This is a genomic window from Mesorhizobium sp. B2-3-4 (assembly GCF_006442315.1).
In the GTDB taxonomy this organism is placed as follows: Bacteria; Pseudomonadota; Alphaproteobacteria; order Rhizobiales; family Rhizobiaceae; genus Mesorhizobium.
In genome coordinates this window covers 153497-171436 of sequence record NZ_VFVY01000006.1, presented here as the reverse complement: position 1 = coordinate 171436, position 17940 = coordinate 153497, and the positions used below count along the sequence as shown (strand labels likewise).

The following is a 17940-nucleotide window of genomic DNA, read 5'->3' as shown; positions in this document are numbered from 1 at the left end:
ACGAATCGGCGGGGGCCGCATGCTGTCAGTCTTTGAAATCGCAGCACTGCTGTTGACGCTATCGGCGCTGTTCGGCTGGCTGAACCTGCGGTTCCTCAAACTTCCGCACACGATCGGCTTGTTGATCATGGCGCTGGCGGCCTCGCTGCTGTTGCTTGCCTTGCAGAAGATCGCGCCCGGCCTCGGCATCACCGCCACGCTGCAAAGCGTGATGCAGGAGATCGATTTCACGTCGGCGATCATGAACGGCATGCTGTCCCTGCTCCTGTTCGCCGGCGCCCTGCATGTCGATTTCAACCTGCTCAAGGGGCAGAAATGGGCGATCACGCTGATGGCCAGCATCGGCGTCGTCATCTCGACGGCGGTGGTCGGCGTGGCGCTGTGGCTTGCCGCCGGCGCGCTGGGTTTCACCGTTCCACTGCCATGGGCGCTGGTGTTCGGCGCGCTGATCTCGCCGACCGATCCGGTCGCGGTGCTCGGCCTGCTCAAATCCATCAACCTGCCGGAATCGATCAAAGCCAAGATCGCCGGTGAATCCTTGTTCAATGACGGCGTCGCGGTGGTCGCGTTCGGCGTGCTTCTGGCAGTGGCGGTCGCGACCACGGGACAGCATCGCCCCGATCTTTGGGATATCGGCGAATTGCTGCTGCGTGATGGGCTGGGCGGCGCGCTGTTCGGCTTGGCCACGGGCTGGATCGCCTATCGCGCCATGCTGGCGGTTGACGACCATATCGTCGAGATCCTGATCTCGCTGGCCGTCTGCATCGCAACCTACACGCTGTGCAACCGGCTTCACCTCTCAGGGCCGATCGCCGTGGTCGTCGCGGGTCTGTTGATCGGCAATCATGGCGCCGAACATGCGATGAGCGAGACGGTCGAGGATTATCTCTTCGCCTTCTGGGAGGTGGTCGACGAGATGCTGAATTCCGTCCTGTTCCTGCTACTGGGGCTGGAAGTGCTGGTGCTGTCGTTCGATCCCTCGCATGGCTGGATCGTGCTGATCGCGATCCCGATCGTGCTGGCCGGGCGCTTGGCCTCGGTCTGGATCCCGATCTCGCTGCTGGCCATACGCCAGACTTTCTCAGCCGGGTCTATTCCCGTGTTGACCTGGGGCGGCCTGCGCGGCGGGGTTTCAGTGGCGCTGGCCCTGTCCTTGCCGGACAGCGCGGCAAAACCGGTGCTGCTGACGGCGACCTACGCGGTGGTGATCTTCTCGATCATCGTGCAGGGGCTGACAATGAAATGGGTGATCGGCAGGACGACGGACCCGGCCAGCGTGTAGCGCGTGCCCGGTTTCACCAGTCCTTACCGGTGCGGCGTGCTGGCCTGTGCCGCCTTGCGATCATTGCGCGCGGCGGCAAGGAACAGGATGAGGCCGATGCCCAGCAACCCGCCCATGGCCGCTCCCAGCGTCTGGCCGACGACGGCCTGGAAGTCCGATGTGACGCGATCGGGGTTGGCCATGCCGTAGCGGGCGAGCCACCACCAGATGCCGGCGAGCGCGGCTTCGATGACCACGAATACAATCAAGACACGTTTTTTGCGGCTCATCTGATTGTCCTTGCTTGGCGCGCCGGAATCGATGCCGTTCTGGATAGCAGGCCACTGGCCGAGTTGCATCCTGTGAGTTGCCGGGCGAGGACGAATATGAAACACCGCTCTTCGCCTTCTGATTGCAGGATCCATCCATGAAATCGCTTATACTTGCCACCGCCGCGGTGTTTGGCCTGACGGCGCCGGCCTTCGCGTTCGACTGCGCCAAGGCAAGCTCGGACGTCGAACATCAGATCTGCGGCAGCAAGGCCCTGCGCCGCGCCGACGAGGACATGAGCGCGGCCTATACGAAATTGTTGCGCACGCTCGACGATCCTGAAATCCACGCGGCCCTGATCGAGAGCCAGCGCCGTTGGATCAAGGCGCGGGACAGCGGCATCAATGACCCGGCGACCCTCGAAGGCTCGGGTACCGATGACGATTCGACGCCGCCGAGCTGGGCCGATGTCCTCACCCGCGTGACCCGGGAGCGCACCAGCTTCCTGAAGAAGACCGCCGGCGGTAAACCCGCCTTCGTGGCCGGCGCGCTGGCGCAGCGCAAGGCGCTTGGGCCAAGCGGTAAAGGACCGTGGGCCGGATTTTCAAGCAGCTGCTATTTCATCCCCGACCGGCAGCATCCCAACGACTATACCTACAACTGCTTCGGCAGCATGAGCCGCCAGAACGGCGACAGGGTCTGCAGCGAGAGCACCGACTTTGCCTCCTACACGTCGCAGACCACGCGCATTGTCGCCGATATCGTCGATGGGCGCGCGCAGGCGCGGGCGAAATGCGGCTTCGGCAATGACGTCAAGACCTGCCCCGACGAGACTGTCGACAAGGCCGCGGCCGACGGCGGCTGGGACATGAATGCCGGCAAGGACGATGCGCCGGGCAAGCCAGAGCTGAAGCTTGACCCTGAAGCGTCCGAAACCGTCGCCGATGCCGGTTGGATGGATGCCTGCCTCGCCGACAAATCCTTCCCCGCCGGCGCCAGCGGCCACTGAGGCGGGCCGCCGCGGGCAGGCGACGAAGCCTGCTTTATTCGTGCCGCAACGCGTCGATCGGATCGAGGCGGGCGCCCCGCAGGGCGGGAAAGAAGCCGAACACCATACCGATCAGCGCCGAGAAGCCGACGGCGAGCAGGATGACCGCTGGGCTCGGCGCGAACGGTATGGTCAGTGTGACCGACGCGAGGCCGGCCAGCCCCAGCCCGATCAGGATGCCGATGATGCCGCCAAGCAACGACAGCACCGTCGCCTCGACCAGGAACTGGATGAGGATGTGTTTTTCATGCGCGCCGATGGCGAGCCGAATGCCGATTTCGCGGGTGCGCTCGGTGACCGACACCAGCATGATGTTCATGATGCCGATGCCGCCGACCAGGAGGCTGACGCCGGCGACCGCACCCAGCATGCCGGTCATGGTGGTGGTGGCGCTGGCCATGGCGTCGGCGATCTGGGTCATGTCGCGGATGCCGAAATCGCTCTCGCGGTCGGGCGTAATTCGGCGCGCGTCACGTAAAATATCCTCGACGCGCGGCTGCAGTTCGGTGGTCGGCGTGCGGTCGTCGGCGGCGATGTAGATGTTGTCGATGTCGCGGTTGCCGGCGACGCGGCGCTGATAGGCGGCGAGCGGCATCAGCACGACATTGTCCTGGTCCTGGCCGAAACCGGTATAGCCCTTCGGCTCGAGCAGGCCGATGATCCTGCAGGAGGTGCGGTTGACACGGATGATCTCGCCTTCCGGGTCGCCGGCGCCGAAGAACTGCTGGCGCACCGTCTCGCCGATCAGGCAGACGCCGGTGCCCGAGCGGGTTTCGGAATCACTGAACGGGCGACCGGAGACCAGTTTCCAGTCGCGCGCGTCCAGATAGGCGCTGTCGGTGCCGGTCACTCCCGAGGTCAGGCTCTCGGTGCCGAAGATGACGCGGACCTGCTTCTGCGCCGCCGGCGCGATGGCGCGCGCGCCGGTGAGATGAGCAACCAGCGCGGCCAGGTCCTTTTCGGCGAGCGGGCGCACGGCCTGGTCGAGCCCGCCTGGACCACCGGGGCCGGCAGGGCGGCCGGCGCGCACGACCAGCAGGTTGCTGCCGAGCTTGGAGATGTCGGCCTTGACCTTCTGCGTGGTGCCGGAGCCGATGGTGAGCATCGCAATGACTGCGGCGACGCCGATGACGATGCCGAGCAAGGTCAGGAACGAGCGCAGCACGTTGCGGCGGATTGAACGCAGTGACAGGCGGACGGTTTCCCAGATCATGGTTACGCCGTCTCCAGCTTCAACGTGTCGGAGGCGACGTGGCCGTCGAGGAAGCGGATGGTGCGCTCGGCGTATTCGGCGACGTCGGCCTCGTGTGTAACCATGGTGATGGTCAGCCCGAGATCGCGGTTCAGCCGCGTCAGCAACTCCATGATCTCGTGCGTACGGGCGGTGTCGAGATTGCCGGTCGGCTCGTCGGCGACAAGCAGCGTCGGCCTGGTGACGATGGCGCGTGCGATCGCCACGCGCTGCTGCTGGCCGCCGGAAAGCTCGGCCGGGGTGTGATGCTCGCGGCCGACGAGGCCGACCTCGGCCAGCGCCTGCATGGCAAGATCACGGCGCTCGCGGGCGGCGACGCCGCGATAGATCAGCGGCAGTTCGACATTTTCCGCCGCCGTGGTGCGCGCCAGAAGATTATACCCCTGGAAGACGAAACCGACATAGAGGTTGCGCAGCATGGCGCGGCGGTTGCGGTCGAGCCGCCCGGCATCCACGCCCATGAAGGAATAGGTTCCGGCGGTCGGAGTGTCGAGGCAGCCGATGATGTTCATCGCCGTCGACTTGCCGGAGCCCGATGGACCCATGATGGCGACGAATTCGCCGCGCCGGATGGCGAGGTCGACGCCGGCCAGCGCGTGCACCTTGGCTTCGCCCTGGCCATAGCTTTTCCAGACCGTGTCGAAGGTGATGAGGGGCGCGCCGGCGGCCACGGCGTCAGCTCCGCTGCTGAGAAGCAGTGATGACTTCAGCGCCTTCGTCCAGGCCGGAGGTGATCTCGGTCAGTTCGCCGTCGGTGGAGCCGATCTTGACGTTGACGGGATGCGGCCGTCCGTTCTCCAGCACATAGAGTGTGCGCGAGCCGTCGGTCGGTGCTTTCGCGGGCTGGCGCTGGCGGTTGCCGCGCCCCATGCGGCCGGTGAACAGGTCGCTGAAGCTCCAGCCGCGCGCCGCTTGCTGCGCGGGGCGATAGCGGAAGGCGGAAGAGGGCACGGTCAGCACGCCCTTGGCCTCCTTGGTGACGACCGAAACGGTGGCGGTCATGCCGGGGCGCAGCAGAAGCTCGTTGTTGTCGACTTCAAGCCGCGCATTGTAGGTGACGACGCCATCGGTGGTGACCGAGGCATAGGAAATATCGCGGATCTCGGCATCGAATGGCCGGTCCGGGAATGCATCGACGGTAAAGCGGGCATGCTGGCCCGGTTTGACCGCGCCGATATCGGCTTCGTCGACGGCGGCCACCAGTTCCATGTTCCTGAGATCAGCGGCGATGACGAACAGAACCGGCGCCTGCAGCGACGAGGCCACCGTCTGGCCGGGATCGACCGAACGGGTCAGCACGATGCCGTCGATCGGCGCGTAGATGGTGCTGTTGGCAAGGTCGGTCTGCTGCGACTTCAAATCCGCATTGGCGATGGCGAGATTGGCCTCGGCGCTGTCGAGCGCCGCCTTGGCGCGGTCGCGCGTCGCGGTCGCGGCCTCCAGCGACTGGTCAGTCGCCATGCCGCGCTTGGTGAGGGCGGCAGCGCGGACAAGCGCGCTTTCATTCTCGGCCAGCGTCACCGTGGCATCCTCGACATTGGCAGCCGCCCCTTTCGCGGATGCCTCGGCCCGCTCGATCTGGACCTGCAGCTTGGCGGTGTCGAGCGCGGCCAGCACATCGCCCTTCTTCACCTGCTGGTTCTCGTTGACCGCGACCGAGCGGATGATGCCGGAAAGCTGGCTCGATATGTCGACCTGGGTGAGGGGCTGCAGCGTTCCGGTCGCCGACACCTGGACGGTGAGGTCGGCCTTGGCGGCCGGCACCGTGGTGTAGTCGATCCTGGCCGGCGTGCCCGCATACCATTGATAGAAGCCAAGGCCCGCGGCCAGCACGATGAGGGTCAGCAACGCATAGAGCCAGCCACGCCGGCGTGTCCTGCGCCGGCCGGTCTGGTCGAGACCCAGTGCCGTCTCGATGGCGGAATCCGATTCCGTCTTTGGCAGATTGACAATCTGGTCCACGCCAGACCCCTATAATGCGCAATGTCCCTATCTGTGCACAGATCAGGCTTGATGGTTCGAATATCAAATTAAATTTCGCCCATGTTGGGAATGAGGCAGGAATGCAAACCCGGAATTACTTGCTTTACGATGTGTTTACGACCGAGCGACTGGCCGGCAACCCGCTGGCCGTCGTGCTGGACAGCAAGGGACTGGATACGCCGGCGATGCAGGCCATCGCGCGCGAATTCAACCTGTCCGAATCTGTCTTTGTGCTGCCGCCGGACGATCCCAGGCATAAAAACCGCATCCGCATCTTCACGCCCGATTATGAAATGCCGTTCGCCGGGCATCCGACCGTCGGCTCGGCGATCGCGCTGGCGGAACTGGCCGGCGAGGGCGGTGCCGGCATCTTCGTGCTGGAGGAAAATATCGGCCCTGTGCGCTGCGCGGTGAGCCGGCACGATGGCGCCACCTTCGCCGAATTCGACCTAGCGAAACTGCCCGAGCCGCTGAAGCTCGAAGCCGATCCCACGGCCATCGGCGCCGCGCTTGGCCTGGCGCCGCACGAAATCGGCTTTGAGAATCACCGCGTCTCGTTCTGGTCGGCGGGCGTGCCTTATGTGACCATCCCGGTCGCCAATCTGGAAGCGGCGGGCCGGATCCGCCTGGACAACCAGGCCTGGTCGGAACTGGCGCCGCGCAAGAGCGAGTGGGCTTTCGCCAGCCCCTATGTCTACTGCCGCGAGACGGTGAACCACGAAAGCGCCTTCCACGTGCGCATGATCGTCCCGGGCACGCCGTCCTACGAGGACCCGGCCACGGGTTCGGCGGCCGCTGCCTTTGCCGGCGCCATCATGCATTTCGACGCGCCGACGGACGGGACCTCGCAGCTTTGGATCGAGCAGGGGCTGGAAATGGGCCGGCCATCGCGCATCCGCCTCGAACTGACCGTAAAGGCCGGAAAACTGGCTTCCGCGCGCATTGGCGGCAACGCGGTCAAGGTGGCGGAAGGCAAGCTGTTCGTCTGATGCACCTGGGCCGCGCCGAGCGATAATGAGGCCCTCGGTGAGATTTGTCGGGAAATGATTCCGGCGGGGCTGGACAGGACCGGTATCGGCGGCTATATGCCCGCCAACGCCGGTTTTTGCCGGCCGAGTGGGTGCGTAGCTCAGTTGGTAGAGCAGCTGACTCTTAATCAGCGGGTCCACAGTTCAATCCTGTGCGCACCCACCAAATTCCTGGAAGACTTGGTGGAAAGACCCTGAAAGCGAGATGCGTTTGGCGCGTCTCGGGCCGGTTGCGTTATCCGTTCATCTCAACCGGTGCCGTTGTCGCCGGCATGGAAGCGCAGGCGGGACCCAAAAGCGCGGCAAAGGCCAGCCAGAGTCCGATCGAGCCCAGGGCGAAGCCGCCAAGAATCAGGAATGCCGGGCCGTAGCCCATCTCCTGCGCGATCCAGCCGCCGAGTGCGGGGCTCAGCGATGCGCCGAGCCCTTGCACTGTCATTACGGCGCCCTGGCCGACGTTGATGCGGCCAGTGCCGTTGAGGAGCCTGGCCACAAGGCCGGGAACCGCGACGCCTTGCAAGCCGGCACCGATGCCGTCAAGGGCCTGTACGGGATAGACACCCCAGGTCGACATGGAATGCGCCGCGATCACGCCGCGCAGGGGCAGGGCGGCAAAAGATATCAGCAGGACGAGCCAGTAGCCGCGTGTCTCGGCCAGCCGCATGGCTAGCAGCGACACCACGATCATGACCGCTTGCGCAACCACGATGGTGACGGCGACAAAGCCAGCCGGGTCGGCTTCGGTCTTGTCGACCACCGCCAACCCGTAGAGCGGCAGCATCGCGCCGTTCCCCAGATGGAAGAGTGCCAATGCCGCCGCCAGCACCAGAAGCGGCCGGCACTCGACCAGCACCTGGTATCCGCTGACAGGAACAGTCGCGGCGCCGCCTTCCTTCATTCCTCGTGCGACGCGATGGTCGATGGAACTGGCGGGAATGCACCAGACGGAAATGATCGACAGGACGCCGAAGATCGCGGCAAGCGCGAAGACCGCGGTGAAGCCGAAGCGCCAGCCGAGATAGCCGGAAAGCCCCGCACCAACCACATTGCCGGCATGATTGAAGGCCTGGTTGCGGCCGTTCTGGCGGTTGAAGCCGCGCTGGTTCACCATGCCCAGCGTGATGCCTGCCATGGCCGGGCCGATCGCAGCTCCCGCAATCGCGGTTGCCACCTGCGAAGCGGCGACGAGCCAGAATTGCTGCGAGACCAGGATGATGGCCGAGGCGAGGATGACGCACAGGCAGGGCATGACGACATAAAGGCGCTTGTGTACGGTCGTGTCGACCAAGGCGCCGGCCGGCGTGGTCATCAGCATGCCGGCCACGCCGCCGATGGTCATGACCGTGCCGATGGCCCCGCTTTCCCAGCCATGCGCCAGCAGGAAGACGCCGAGAAAGGGTCCGATGCCGGCCTGCGCATCGGCCATGAAGAAATTCAGGAGTTGAAGAGGCCAAACCACCTGGGGCGCTGCCGGCGTCGCAGATCCGCTCATGCAATGGGTCCTCCGAACCGCGCTCAGAAACGCGGCGATCCGGACCTTGTTCCGCCGCCGAAGCTCGCCAAGCCTGCTCCGAATCCCACTATGTCGTGGATTAGCCGGATCCAGAGATTTGGCTCAGAAACCGTCGCAATCGAAAGGCAATTCCCTTTTTTCGTGGCCACACCTTCTCTGGCGGTTCCGCCCTCGCCGCCTGAGAAATCGCTGACGAGCCACCAGAAAAAGATCAGAAAGGGGACCAGAATCGCGGTCTCCATCACGCCGTAACCGGCATATCCGCCATGCCAAAGAGCGGCGCCGGTTCCAACAAGGATATGGGCCGCGGAATAGGCAGGGTGAAATTTTCTCATCTTGCCGCAGTCCGGCGGGTCATTTTTTCGAAACACCCGCCTCGGCAAAGCTCGCCATCTTCGCATGGCATTCCAGCGCCGAGCGGACGATGTTGACCGCCACGCAGGCGCCGGAGCCTTCGCCGAGCCGCATACCGAGATCGAGCAGTGGCGGCAGGCCGAGCGCTTCGAGCAGGCCGCGATGGCCCGATTCTGCCGAGACGTGAGCCGCGATGGTGTGGGCGAGGCCGGTCGGGTGCAGCTTGGCCAGCGGGGCGGCGGCGGCGGTGCAGACGAAGCCGTCGAGCAGCACGGGGATGCCGTGATGACGGGCGGCCAGCGTGGCGCCGAAGATGGCGGCGAGTTCGCGGCCGCCAAGTGTCGCGGCGATCCCCAGCGGATCGGCCAGGGCGGCGGCGTGGCGCTTCAGGCCGGCTTCGATGGCGACAACCTTGCGCTTCAGGCCGGCATCGTCGACGCCGGTGCCGCGTCCGGTCCACTTTTGCGCGCCGCCGCCGAACAGGGCGGCCGAAATCGCGGCGGCCGGCGTGGTGTTGCCGATGCCCATTTCGCCGAAGCAGACGAGGTCGAGGTCTTTGCTCACCGCGTCATAGCCGGTGGAAACCGCGGCGAGGAAGGCGTTCTCGTCCATTGCTTCCGTCTGCGTGAAATCGCCGGTTGGCCGGTCGAGATCGAGCGGGATGACATCGAGTTCGGCGCCGGCGCCGCGGGCGAGTTGGTTGATGGCGGCGCCGCCGCCGGCGAAATTCGCCACCATCTGCACGGTAACTTCCGAAGGGTAGGCGGATACGCCCTGCGCGGTGACGCCGTGATTGCCGGCGAAGACGAAGACTTTCACCCGATCGAGCCTGGGCATGTCGCGGCCCTGCCAGCGCGCCAGCCAGGCGGCGATCGATTCGAGCTTGCCGAGACTGCCTTGCGGCTTGGTCAGCGTGTCCTGTCGGCGGGCGACGGCATCGGCCGCCGCATCGCTGCCGGCGGGCAGGTCGAGACAGGCGGCGCGCAGTTCAGCGAGGGATTTGAAAGACATGAGGGCGAGATCTCCGAAAGTGAATCAGGTCGAGGAAAGCGCGACGGATGCGACGAGGAGCACGGCGATTTCGCTCAACTGCTGCAAGGCGCCGATCGTGTCGCCGGTCTGGCCATCGATCTGGTTGAGGCAAAGCGCGTGGAAGGCGGCAAACAAAAGGGCAAGCAAGATGAGCGCGGCGATGGCGCCGCCGGGGCCAAGCAGGAGAAGCGGGATTGCGCCGAGCACGGCGCCGGCGATGGCCGTTTCGAGCGAGACGGTGCCGGCGCCCGCCGACAGGCCATCCGAGCGGGCCGGCGGCAACACATGCATGAAGGCGCCGAGCACGCCACGTGATGCCGCATGCGCGGCCACCAGGGCGAAGAGGGCCTGCGTGGGGTCGGTAAGCTCCGACAGAGCGCTCCAGCGGATCAGCAGTGACAAGGCCAGCGCCATGGCGCCATAGGCGCCGATGCGGCTGTCGCGCATGATCTCGAGCTTGCGTCCGCGCGACTTGCCGCCGCCGAAGCCGTCGGCGACGTCAGACAGTCCATCCTCGTGCAGACAGCCCGTGGTGAGCACGGTTGCGACAAGGGCAAGGGCGGCGGCCGGTCCTATGGCGAGGCCAAACCGTTCCGCCGTGGCAAAGACGATCGCGCCGATCAGGCCGACGACAAGGCCGGTAAAAGGGGCGGACCAGATCGCGGCGGCGAGGCTGCGGCCGCGAAAGTCGAAGACAGGCAGCGGCAGGCGGGTGAAGAAGACCAGGCAGAGCGCGACGTCGTCGAGGACTTGCCGAGGCGACAGGGTGATTTTGGGGAGCTTCATCATCTAGCTCCTCGCAATCGCATGAAAGAAGGTGCCGCTGACATGGCCGCGCCGGTAGCCGGAAGCGCCGATCGGATTACCCTGGCCGTCGGCGAGGTCGGCCAGCGGCTCGTCATTGCCGGTCGCAATCATCTGCGCATAGTGGAATTCGTGGCCTCGGATCGACGCGCCTGCGGGACCCAGCGGACAGCTGGCGCGCAGCCGCGCCTCGCGGTAGCCGAGGTTCATCTTCCGCTTGGCGAAGCTGGTCGAGTGGCCGAGCAGGCCGAGCATCTTGTGCGTCACGCCTTCGGCGTCCTCCAGCGCTTCGCCCAGCACCATGAAGCCGCCGCACTCGCCATGGACCGGCTTTGTCACGGCAAATCGTGCTGTGCCGGCCTTGAAAGCCTGCGCCCCGGCAAGGCGTCCGGCATGCAGCTCGGGGTAGCCGCCGGGCAGCCAGCAGACATCGCAATCCTCGCGCGGCGCTTCGTCGGCGAGCGGCGAGAACGGAACGATTTCGGCGCCTGCCTTGCGCCAACAGGCGGCGACATGCGGGTAGAGGAAGGTGAAGGCGGCATCCTCGGCCAGCGCGATGCGTTGACCGGGCGGCGGCAAGGCATCTGCGAACTCGCCCGCGGCCGGAGCGAGCGGTGTCGCCAATTCCATCACTGCGTCAAGATCGAGGGATTTTTCGACCATGTCGGCCAGACGGTCGAGATGCGCCATCAGGTCGTCATATTCGCCGGCCTGGACGAGGCCGAGATGGCGCTCGGGCAGGTTCAGCGTGGGGTCGCGCAGGATGGCGCCGACCACCGGCAGGCCGGTCGCCTCGATGGCATCGCCGGAGAGCCGGCGGTGGCGCTCGCTGCCCAGCCGGTTCAGCACCACGCCGGCCATGCGCACATCCGGATCGTAAGTGGCAAAGCCCTTGGCGACGGCCGCCGCCGTGGTCGACTGGCCCGACACGTCGAGCACCAGCAGCACGGGCAAGCCGTAAAGGCGCGCCAGATCGGCGGCCGAACCGGTGCGTCCCGAAGGCGCGGGGATGCCGTCGAACAGGCCCATGGCGCTTTCGAGGATGACGAAATCTGTGTCGTGGGCCTGTTGTGCCGCCAGGGCATTGAGGAGCGACGGCGACATCGCCCAGCTGTCGAGATTGACGCCGGACAGGCCTGTAGCGGCGGTATGGAAGCCAGGATCGATATAGTCGGGGCCGGATTTGGCGCCGCGCACCTTCAGGCCGCGCCGGGTGAGCGCGCGTAAAATGCCGATGGTGACGCTGGTCTTGCCCGAGCCGGAACGCGGCGCGCCGATGATGATCGCGCGCGCCGTCATACCTGCCCCGCCAATGCCGCGCGCATGGCGACGATGCCGCCGACGACGATCAGAGCCGGCGAGGCGAGGCCGGCGGCGGCGGCCTCCTCGGCGACGGTGGCGAGCGTGGCGACCAGCGTTTGCTCCTGCGGTGTCGTCGCGGCGACGATCACCGCTGCCGGCGTCGACGGCGCCAACCCACCTTCGAGCAGGGCCGCCGCTATGACAGGCAAATTGGCCATGCCCATATAGACCACGACAGGCTGGCCGGTGCGGGCAATTGCTGCCCAATCAATGTCGTCATCGGTGCCAGCGGCATGGCCGGTCGCCAAGATGACAGCCTTGTTGATGCCGCGCATGGTGGCGGGGATGCCCGTTGCCGCCAGCGCGCTGAGGCCCGAGGTCAGGCCGGAGAGGACGCGGAAAGGGATGTTTTCCCGCACGAGAGCCAAAGCTTCCTCGCCGCCGCGGCCGAAAATATAGGGATCGCCACCTTTCAGCCTGACGACGCGACGGCCCTCCCGCGCCAGCCGCACCAGCAACGCGGTGATGTCGTCCTGCTTCATCGACGGCTTGCCGCCGCGTTTTCCCGCGTAGAACAGCTCTGCATTAGCCGCCACGGCGACGACGTCGGGGGAGACCAGCGCGTCGTAGACCAGTGCATCGGCTTCCGCCAACGCCGCCAGCACCTCCAGGGTCAGGCAGCCGGGGTCGCCGGGGCCGGCGCCGGCCAGCCAGACATGGCCAGGCTCAAGCGCGCGCGGCTTGAAGTTCAGGCGCGCCAGCGCCTGCTGCAGCGTGGCATTGTCGCCGTTCTTATTGGTGCTGCCGCTCACAATCCGTCCCGTCCGCGAAAACGCCGCTGATAGTGCGCGTCGTACAATGAACTCTCGCCAAAACCTTCCGCCGCCAGCGAGCGGCCGACGAAGATCAGCGCCGTCCGCTCCATCGGATCGGCGGCAAGCAGCGCCTCGATCGTCGCCAGCGTCCCGGTCAGGACGCGCTCGTCCGGCCAGGAGGCGCGAAAGACGATCGCGACCGGGCAATCGCCGCCATAGTGCGGCGTCAGTTCGGCGACGACGCGGTCGATGGCGTGGATGGCGAGATGAATGGCCAGCGTGGCGCCGGTGCGGCCGAAGCCGGCCAGGGTTTCGCCCGGCGGCATTTTCGAGGCGCGACCGGAGACGCGCGTCAGCACCAGGCTCTGCGCGACCTCGGGAATGGTCAGTTCGCGGCGCAGTGCGGCGGCTGCGGCGGCGAAAGAAGGAACGCCCGGCGTCAGCGTGTAGGGGATGCCGTGCTTTTCCAGCCGGCGGATTTGCTCGGCGACGGCGCTCCACACCGACAGGTCGCCGGAGTGCAGGCGGGCGACATCGTGGCCTGATTTGTGAGCCTCGACGTAGGCTGCCTCGATCTCGTCGAGCGACATCGGCGCAGTGTCGATCAGTTTCGTTCCGGGCGCACAGTGTTGCAGCAATTCGGGCGCGACGATCGAACCGGCATGCAGGCAGACCGGGCAGCTTGCCAGAAGTTTTGCGCCGCGCAGCGTGATGAGGTCGGCGGCGCCCGGACCGGCGCCGATGAAATGGACAGTCATGACGCGTCTCCGCTGATGGCGATGGCGCAGGTGGCCGGGCCGAGCACTGTGCGGGGGCCAAGCAGCCTGGCGCCTTTGCCGGCCACCGCGAGGGCCGATGCTTCGGAAACCGATGGCGTGCCGGCCAGGTCCCGCGAGAGCTCGGAATGGCTGAGCGTGGCCGGCGAGGCGGCCTGAAGGGCTTTGTCATCGACAATGACGACCGGAAGGTTCAGCGCGCGGCCGGCGGCGGCGATCGCCTGTTCATCCTTCTTCAGCGCGGCGGTGGCCAAGGCCGACAGAGCCGTCATCGCCAGGCCATGCGCTTCGAGAGCGGTTTCGATCGCCGCGAGCACATCTTCAACATCCACGCCTTTCCGGCTGCCGATGCCCGCGACCATCATGGCTTCACCCAGCTCCATTGCGTGACCGGCATGGCCGGCCGCCAGGCCTGCATCGAACCGACGGGAGCGACCCGGGATATGGCGATGCGGGTGAGATCGCCGCCAAGTTTGTTGTGCTGGGCGAGAAGTAGCGCTTCCATCTCGAGCGTCACCGCATTGGCGACCAGACGACCGCCGCTACGCAGCGCCTTGATGGCCGCGTTCAGCACGCCTGCATCGCTGCCGCCGCCGCCGATGAAGATCGCGTCGGGCGTCTCAAGCTTGGCCAGCGCTTTCGGCGCGCTGCCCTCGACCACCACCAGGCCCGGAACGCCGCAGGCAGCGGCGTTGTGGCCGATGCGGGCGGCGCGGGCCGGGTCGGCCTCGACGGCTATGGCGCGCAGCGAAGGATGCGCCAGCATCCATTCGATGCCGATGGAGCCTGAGCCGGCACCAATATCCCACAGCAATTCGCCGCGCCTCGGTGCCAGCGCCGACAGGGTGACGGCGCGGATATCGTGCTTGGTGATCTGGCCGTCATGCTCGAACAGATGGTCGGCACGTCCCGACGTCAAAGGCAGCACGCGCGCCTGCGAATTCGAATCAATTTCGATGGCCAGAACATTGAGCGGATTGATATTTTCGAGGTCGAAGGCATCGGCGCGCGCCGTGCGCCGGTCTTCGTTCGGTCCGCCCAGAGCCTCCAGGACCGTCAGCCGCGAGGCGCCGAAATCAAGCGCGGTGAGCAGGCGGGCAATCGCAGCCGGCGCCTCGGCGTCCGACGTCAGTGCCAGAAGATGCGCCCTCGGCTGCAGCAACGGCCGTATCAGGTCGATCGGGCGGCCATGCAAGGAGACAATCTCGATGTCCTGCAGCGCCCAGCCGAGCCGCGCGGCGGCAAGCGAAATGGCCGAAGGCGCCGGGATGACGTGCATTTCCTCGGCCTTGACCTTGCGGGCAAGGGTGGCGCCGACACCGTGGAAGAACGGGTCGCCGGAGGCGAGGACGCAGACCTTGCTGCCGGCAAGCGCCATCACGTCGGCCATGGCGCTGTCGAAAGGCACCGGCCAGGGACGCTGCTTGCCCTTGGCGAAGGCCGCTACCAATGCCAGATGCCGCTTGCCGCCGAAGATGAATTCGGCCTCGGCGATCCGCCGCTTGGCCTCGTCGCCCAGACCCGCTAGACCGTCCTCGCCGATGCCGACTACGGTGAGCCACTTTTTCGGGGCGAGTTTGACGGCGCGCGAACCTTCAGCAGGCATGATGACCCACCGTATTCTGATCCTCGGCGGCACCACCGAAGCCCGGCAACTGGCGGGGAAACTGGCCGCGCGCCCGGATTTCTCGGTCATGCTGTCGCTGGCCGGCCGCACGGAAAGTCCGCTGGCGCAAGGCGTGCCCGTGCGAAGCGGAGGATTCGGCGGCGCCGACGGCCTGGCCGCTTATCTCAGCGAGACGGGCACTGGTGTGCTGATCGACGCCACGCATCCCTATGCGGCGCAAATCTCCGCCAATGCAGAAGCTGCGGCGCGCAAGGCCGGCGTGCCGATCCTTGCCTTGCGGCGTCCGGGGTGGGAGGCCGTTAAAGGCGACCGTTGGCTCGAGGTCCACAGTGTCGCGGAAGCGGCGCGGGTGCTTGGCGAGATGCCGCGCCGCGTCTTCCTGGCGCTTGGCCGGCAGGAGGTCGCGGCCTTCGAGGCCGCACCCCAGCACCACTATCTCATCCGCAGCGTCGATCCGGTCGAACCCAGGCTGGCTGTCCCGGATGCCGACTATCTCCTGGCGCGCGGGCCGTTCCGCGAAACGGACGAGGCCGCGTTGCTCCAACAGCAACGCATCGACGTGGTCGTGTCCAAGAACAGCGGCGGGGGCGCCACTTACGGCAAGATCGCCGCCGCAAGGGCGCTTGGCGTCGATGTGATCATGGTGCGCAGACCCGAGCTGCCACGAGTGCCCGCGGCCGAATCCGTCGAAGCGCTGTTCGCGATGGTCGGTCATTTTCTTGAGCCCGACGCAGAGCGAGGCGTATAGACCAGCGCCGGCTTGTCACCGCGCTTGATGATGCGGGTTTCCGGCGAGCCGATGATGATGCAGGTCGACATGTCGGCCTTGCCGGCGTCGACGTCGGCCAACAGGAACACTTCGATGCGCTCGTCCGGCCGGCCCGCGGCACGGCCGAAGATCACCGGCGTGGTGCCGGGTAGGATCGCGGTCAGGCACTCGAAGGCGCGGCCAAGCTGCCAGGGACGCGCCTTGCTGATCGGATTGTAGAGCGCGATGACGAAGCCGGCGCCGGCCGCCGCCAGAAGACGCAGTTCGATCAGATCCCACGGCTTCAGATTGTCGGACAGCGAGATGGCGCAGAAATCGTGACCGAGCGGCGCGCCGATGCGGGCAGCGACCGCCAGCATGGCGGTGACGCCGGGCACGACGGCGACATCGACCGTGCGCCATTCGGCCGGACCGGCCTCGATCGCCTCGCAGACGGCCGCCGCCATGGCGAAGACGCCGGGATCGCCGCCGGAGACGACGGCGACGTCATGGCCCTCGGCGGCCTTTGCCAGCGCCTCGTTGGAACGGGCGAGTTCCTCGCGATTGTCCGACGCGATGCGGGTCTGGTCGGGCCTCAGCTCAAGCCGGTCGAGATAGGGCTTGTAGCCATAGAAGAATTTTGCCTCGGCGACGGCGTGGCTGGCTTGCGGCGTGACCTGATCGGCATTGCCCGGGCCAAGGCCGATGACGGTGAGACGGCCGCTCATGCCTGCGCTCCAGGCTTGCCGGACCAGCCGGCGACCAGCACGATGGCGAAATAGGGCGCCTTGTCGTCCGGCTTGTCGGCGAGCCGCATCGAAACGCTGCCGGCCATGGTGCCGCGCTCGACATAGACGGCACGCGTCAGCTTGCCGGTCGCCTCCAGCGCTCGCCTGATCTTCGGCAGGTTGCGGCCGACCTTCATAATGACGGCGGCGTCGGTGTCGGCGAGGCGCCGGCTCAGTTCGAACTCGCTCATCGTGCCGGGCAGCACCGTCAGGACGTCGTCGCCTTGGACGATCGGCAGGCCGGTCTGCGACCAGCAGCCGGACATGGCGGTGACGCCGGGGATGACTTCGGTCGGAAAGCGGTGGGCGAGGCGCACATGCAGGTGCATGTAGGAGCCGTAGAACAGCGGGTCGCCTTCCGACAGCACGGCAACCATTTTGCCGGCTTCGAGATGCTCGGCGACTCTTTCAGCCGATTCTTCGTAGAAGCCCGTGATCTGCGAGCGGTAGTCGTCGTGATCCTTGTCGATTTCCGTTGTGACGGGATAGAGCAAGGGCAGTTCCAGCATGTCGGGCCGGAAACGCGCCTCGACGATGGCGCGCGCATTGCTGTTGTTGCCGCGCTTGGCGAAATAGGCGACGACATCGGCCTCAGCCAAGGCTCGCGCCGCCTTCAAGGTCAACAATTCGGGATCGCCGGGACCGGTGCCGACGCCGACAAGACGGCCTTTGGCTACCCCTTCTTGGATCGGCGCGTTCACAGGCCCGGCCTCGCCAGCGAGTTGAGCGCGGCGGCGGTCATAGCGCTGCCGCCGAGCCGGCCGCGCACGATGGCGTAGGGCACGCCATAGGAATTCTCGGCAAGCGCATCCTTGGATTCGGCGGCGCCGACGAAGCCGACCGGCATGCCGACGATGGCAGCGGGCTTCGGCGCGCCATCGCGCAGTTTTTCCAGCAGATAGAACAGCGCTGTCGGCGCATTGCCGATGGCGACCACCGAGCCCGCCATGCGCTCGCCCCAGAGGTCGATCGCGGCGGCGGAGCGGGTGTTGCCGATCTCCCTGGCGATGTCGTGGGTGCGCGGGTCGCGCAAGGTGCAGATCACCTCATTGCCGGCCGGCAGCCGGGCGCGGGTGACGCCGTGCGAGACCATCTCGGCGTCGCAGAAGATCGGTGCGCCGGCGGCAAGCGCGTTGCGCGCGGCGTTGACGAAATCAGGCGAGAAGACAAAATGGCCTGCCGCTTCGACCTGGCCGCAGGCGTGGATCATGCGGATGGCGACATCGGCCTCGGCTTCGGAAAAGCGCTTGAGATCGGCCTCGGCGCGGATGATGGCAAAGGAACGCTCGTAGATCGCGTTGCCGTCATGAATGTAGTCGTAGGCGGCCATGCTCATTTC

Annotated in this window: 20 protein-coding genes and 1 tRNA gene; 5 read left to right on the top strand and 16 right to left on the bottom strand. The window is 66.3% G+C overall.

Features of this window, described 5'->3' with window-relative positions:
- The first annotated feature begins 19 nt into the window (after positions 1-19).
- On the top strand, positions 20-1282 hold the full coding sequence (locus tag FJ967_RS11860; protein WP_140731890.1) for a sodium:proton antiporter: 1263 nt from the start codon (positions 20-22) through the stop codon (positions 1280-1282).
- A 23-nt stretch (positions 1283-1305) separates the two neighbouring features.
- Here the strand turns inward: FJ967_RS11860 and FJ967_RS11855 are convergent, their stop codons facing one another.
- Positions 1306-1551 (bottom strand): hypothetical protein, encoded by a 246-nt coding sequence (locus tag FJ967_RS11855; RefSeq protein WP_140731889.1) that lies wholly within the window; start codon positions 1549-1551, stop codon positions 1306-1308.
- Between the two features lie 137 nt (positions 1552-1688).
- Here FJ967_RS11855 and FJ967_RS11850 point away from each other — a divergent pair, with 137 nt between their 5' ends.
- A complete protein-coding gene (locus FJ967_RS11850) occupies positions 1689-2540 on the top strand; it encodes a lysozyme inhibitor LprI family protein (RefSeq protein WP_140731888.1) in 852 nt (283 codons plus the stop codon).
- Positions 2541-2574: 34 nt separating this feature from the next.
- Here the strand turns inward: FJ967_RS11850 and FJ967_RS11845 are convergent, their stop codons facing one another.
- The 3 genes from FJ967_RS11845 to FJ967_RS11835 are packed head-to-tail and all read right to left on the bottom strand — an operon-like array spanning position 2575 to position 5793.
- Complete coding sequence (locus FJ967_RS11845) at positions 2575-3792, bottom strand: ABC transporter permease (RefSeq protein ID WP_140731887.1); 1218 nt, start codon at positions 3790-3792, stop codon at positions 2575-2577.
- Between the two features lie 2 nt (positions 3793-3794).
- A complete protein-coding gene (locus FJ967_RS11840; protein WP_140731886.1) occupies positions 3795-4502 on the bottom strand; it encodes an ABC transporter ATP-binding protein in 708 nt (235 codons plus the stop codon).
- Positions 4503-4506: 4 nt separating this feature from the next.
- The gene (locus tag FJ967_RS11835) at positions 4507-5793 is read right to left on the bottom strand and encodes an efflux RND transporter periplasmic adaptor subunit (protein ID WP_140731885.1); all 1287 of its coding nucleotides are present in this window, start codon (positions 5791-5793) and stop codon (positions 4507-4509) included.
- Between the two features lie 101 nt (positions 5794-5894).
- On the opposite strand from FJ967_RS11835, the gene FJ967_RS11830 reads away from it, so the two are divergent.
- Entirely contained in the window at positions 5895-6803 is a 909-nt protein-coding gene (locus FJ967_RS11830) for a PhzF family phenazine biosynthesis protein (protein ID WP_140731884.1), read from the top strand.
- Between the two features lie 129 nt (positions 6804-6932).
- Positions 6933-7008, top strand: a tRNA-Lys gene (locus FJ967_RS11825).
- Between the two features lie 69 nt (positions 7009-7077).
- Here FJ967_RS11825 and FJ967_RS11820 read toward each other — a convergent pair.
- The 9 genes from FJ967_RS11820 to cbiE are packed head-to-tail and all read right to left on the bottom strand — an operon-like array spanning position 7078 to position 15044.
- Complete coding sequence (locus FJ967_RS11820; RefSeq protein ID WP_140731883.1) at positions 7078-8334, bottom strand: MFS transporter; 1257 nt, start codon at positions 8332-8334, stop codon at positions 7078-7080.
- A gap of 23 nt (positions 8335-8357) precedes the next feature.
- Positions 8358-8690, bottom strand: coding sequence for a hypothetical protein (locus FJ967_RS11815; protein ID WP_140731882.1), 333 nt, complete (start codon positions 8688-8690; stop codon positions 8358-8360).
- 19 nt (positions 8691-8709) lie between these two features.
- Complete coding sequence (cobT, locus tag FJ967_RS11810) at positions 8710-9720, bottom strand: nicotinate-nucleotide--dimethylbenzimidazole phosphoribosyltransferase (protein WP_140731881.1); 1011 nt, start codon at positions 9718-9720, stop codon at positions 8710-8712.
- Between the two features lie 24 nt (positions 9721-9744).
- Positions 9745-10527 (bottom strand): adenosylcobinamide-GDP ribazoletransferase, encoded by a 783-nt coding sequence (gene cobS, locus FJ967_RS11805; protein WP_140731880.1) that lies wholly within the window; start codon positions 10525-10527, stop codon positions 9745-9747.
- Positions 10528-10530: 3 nt separating this feature from the next.
- On the bottom strand, positions 10531-11844 hold the full coding sequence (locus FJ967_RS11800; RefSeq protein ID WP_140731879.1) for a cobyrinate a,c-diamide synthase: 1314 nt from the start codon (positions 11842-11844) through the stop codon (positions 10531-10533).
- Positions 11841-12659 carry a uroporphyrinogen-III C-methyltransferase gene (cobA, locus tag FJ967_RS11795; RefSeq protein WP_140731878.1) on the bottom strand — a complete coding sequence of 273 codons (819 nt, stop codon included), beginning with the start codon at positions 12657-12659 and terminating at the stop codon, positions 11841-11843. The genes FJ967_RS11800 and cobA overlap by 4 nt, the downstream gene beginning before the upstream one ends.
- On the bottom strand, positions 12656-13420 hold the full coding sequence (gene cobM, locus FJ967_RS11790) for a precorrin-4 C(11)-methyltransferase (protein ID WP_140731877.1): 765 nt from the start codon (positions 13418-13420) through the stop codon (positions 12656-12658). Before cobM ends, cobA begins: the two co-directional genes overlap by 4 nt.
- Complete coding sequence (locus FJ967_RS11785) at positions 13417-13803, bottom strand: cobalamin biosynthesis protein (RefSeq protein ID WP_140731876.1); 387 nt, start codon at positions 13801-13803, stop codon at positions 13417-13419. The genes cobM and FJ967_RS11785 overlap by 4 nt, the downstream gene beginning before the upstream one ends.
- Entirely contained in the window at positions 13800-15044 is a 1245-nt protein-coding gene (gene cbiE / locus FJ967_RS11780; RefSeq protein WP_140731875.1) for a precorrin-6y C5,15-methyltransferase (decarboxylating) subunit CbiE, read from the bottom strand. The genes FJ967_RS11785 and cbiE overlap by 4 nt, the downstream gene beginning before the upstream one ends.
- A gap of 1 nt (position 15045) precedes the next feature.
- Between cbiE and FJ967_RS11775 the strand changes: the two genes are divergently transcribed.
- The gene (locus FJ967_RS11775) at positions 15046-15813 is read left to right on the top strand and encodes a cobalt-precorrin-6A reductase (RefSeq protein WP_140731874.1); all 768 of its coding nucleotides are present in this window, start codon (positions 15046-15048) and stop codon (positions 15811-15813) included.
- Here the strand turns inward: FJ967_RS11775 and FJ967_RS11770 are convergent.
- The 3 genes from FJ967_RS11770 to FJ967_RS11760 are packed head-to-tail and all read right to left on the bottom strand — an operon-like array spanning position 15777 to position 17931.
- Complete coding sequence (locus FJ967_RS11770; protein ID WP_140731873.1) at positions 15777-16541, bottom strand: precorrin-3B C(17)-methyltransferase; 765 nt, start codon at positions 16539-16541, stop codon at positions 15777-15779. The two genes, FJ967_RS11775 and FJ967_RS11770, sit on opposite strands and share 37 nt — an antisense overlap.
- A complete protein-coding gene (locus FJ967_RS11765) occupies positions 16538-17302 on the bottom strand; it encodes a precorrin-2 C(20)-methyltransferase (protein WP_140731872.1) in 765 nt (254 codons plus the stop codon). Before FJ967_RS11765 ends, FJ967_RS11770 begins: the two co-directional genes overlap by 4 nt.
- On the bottom strand, positions 17299-17931 hold the full coding sequence (locus FJ967_RS11760; RefSeq protein ID WP_140731871.1) for a precorrin-8X methylmutase: 633 nt from the start codon (positions 17929-17931) through the stop codon (positions 17299-17301). Before FJ967_RS11760 ends, FJ967_RS11765 begins: the two co-directional genes overlap by 4 nt.
- Positions 17932-17940: the final 9 nt, after the last annotated feature.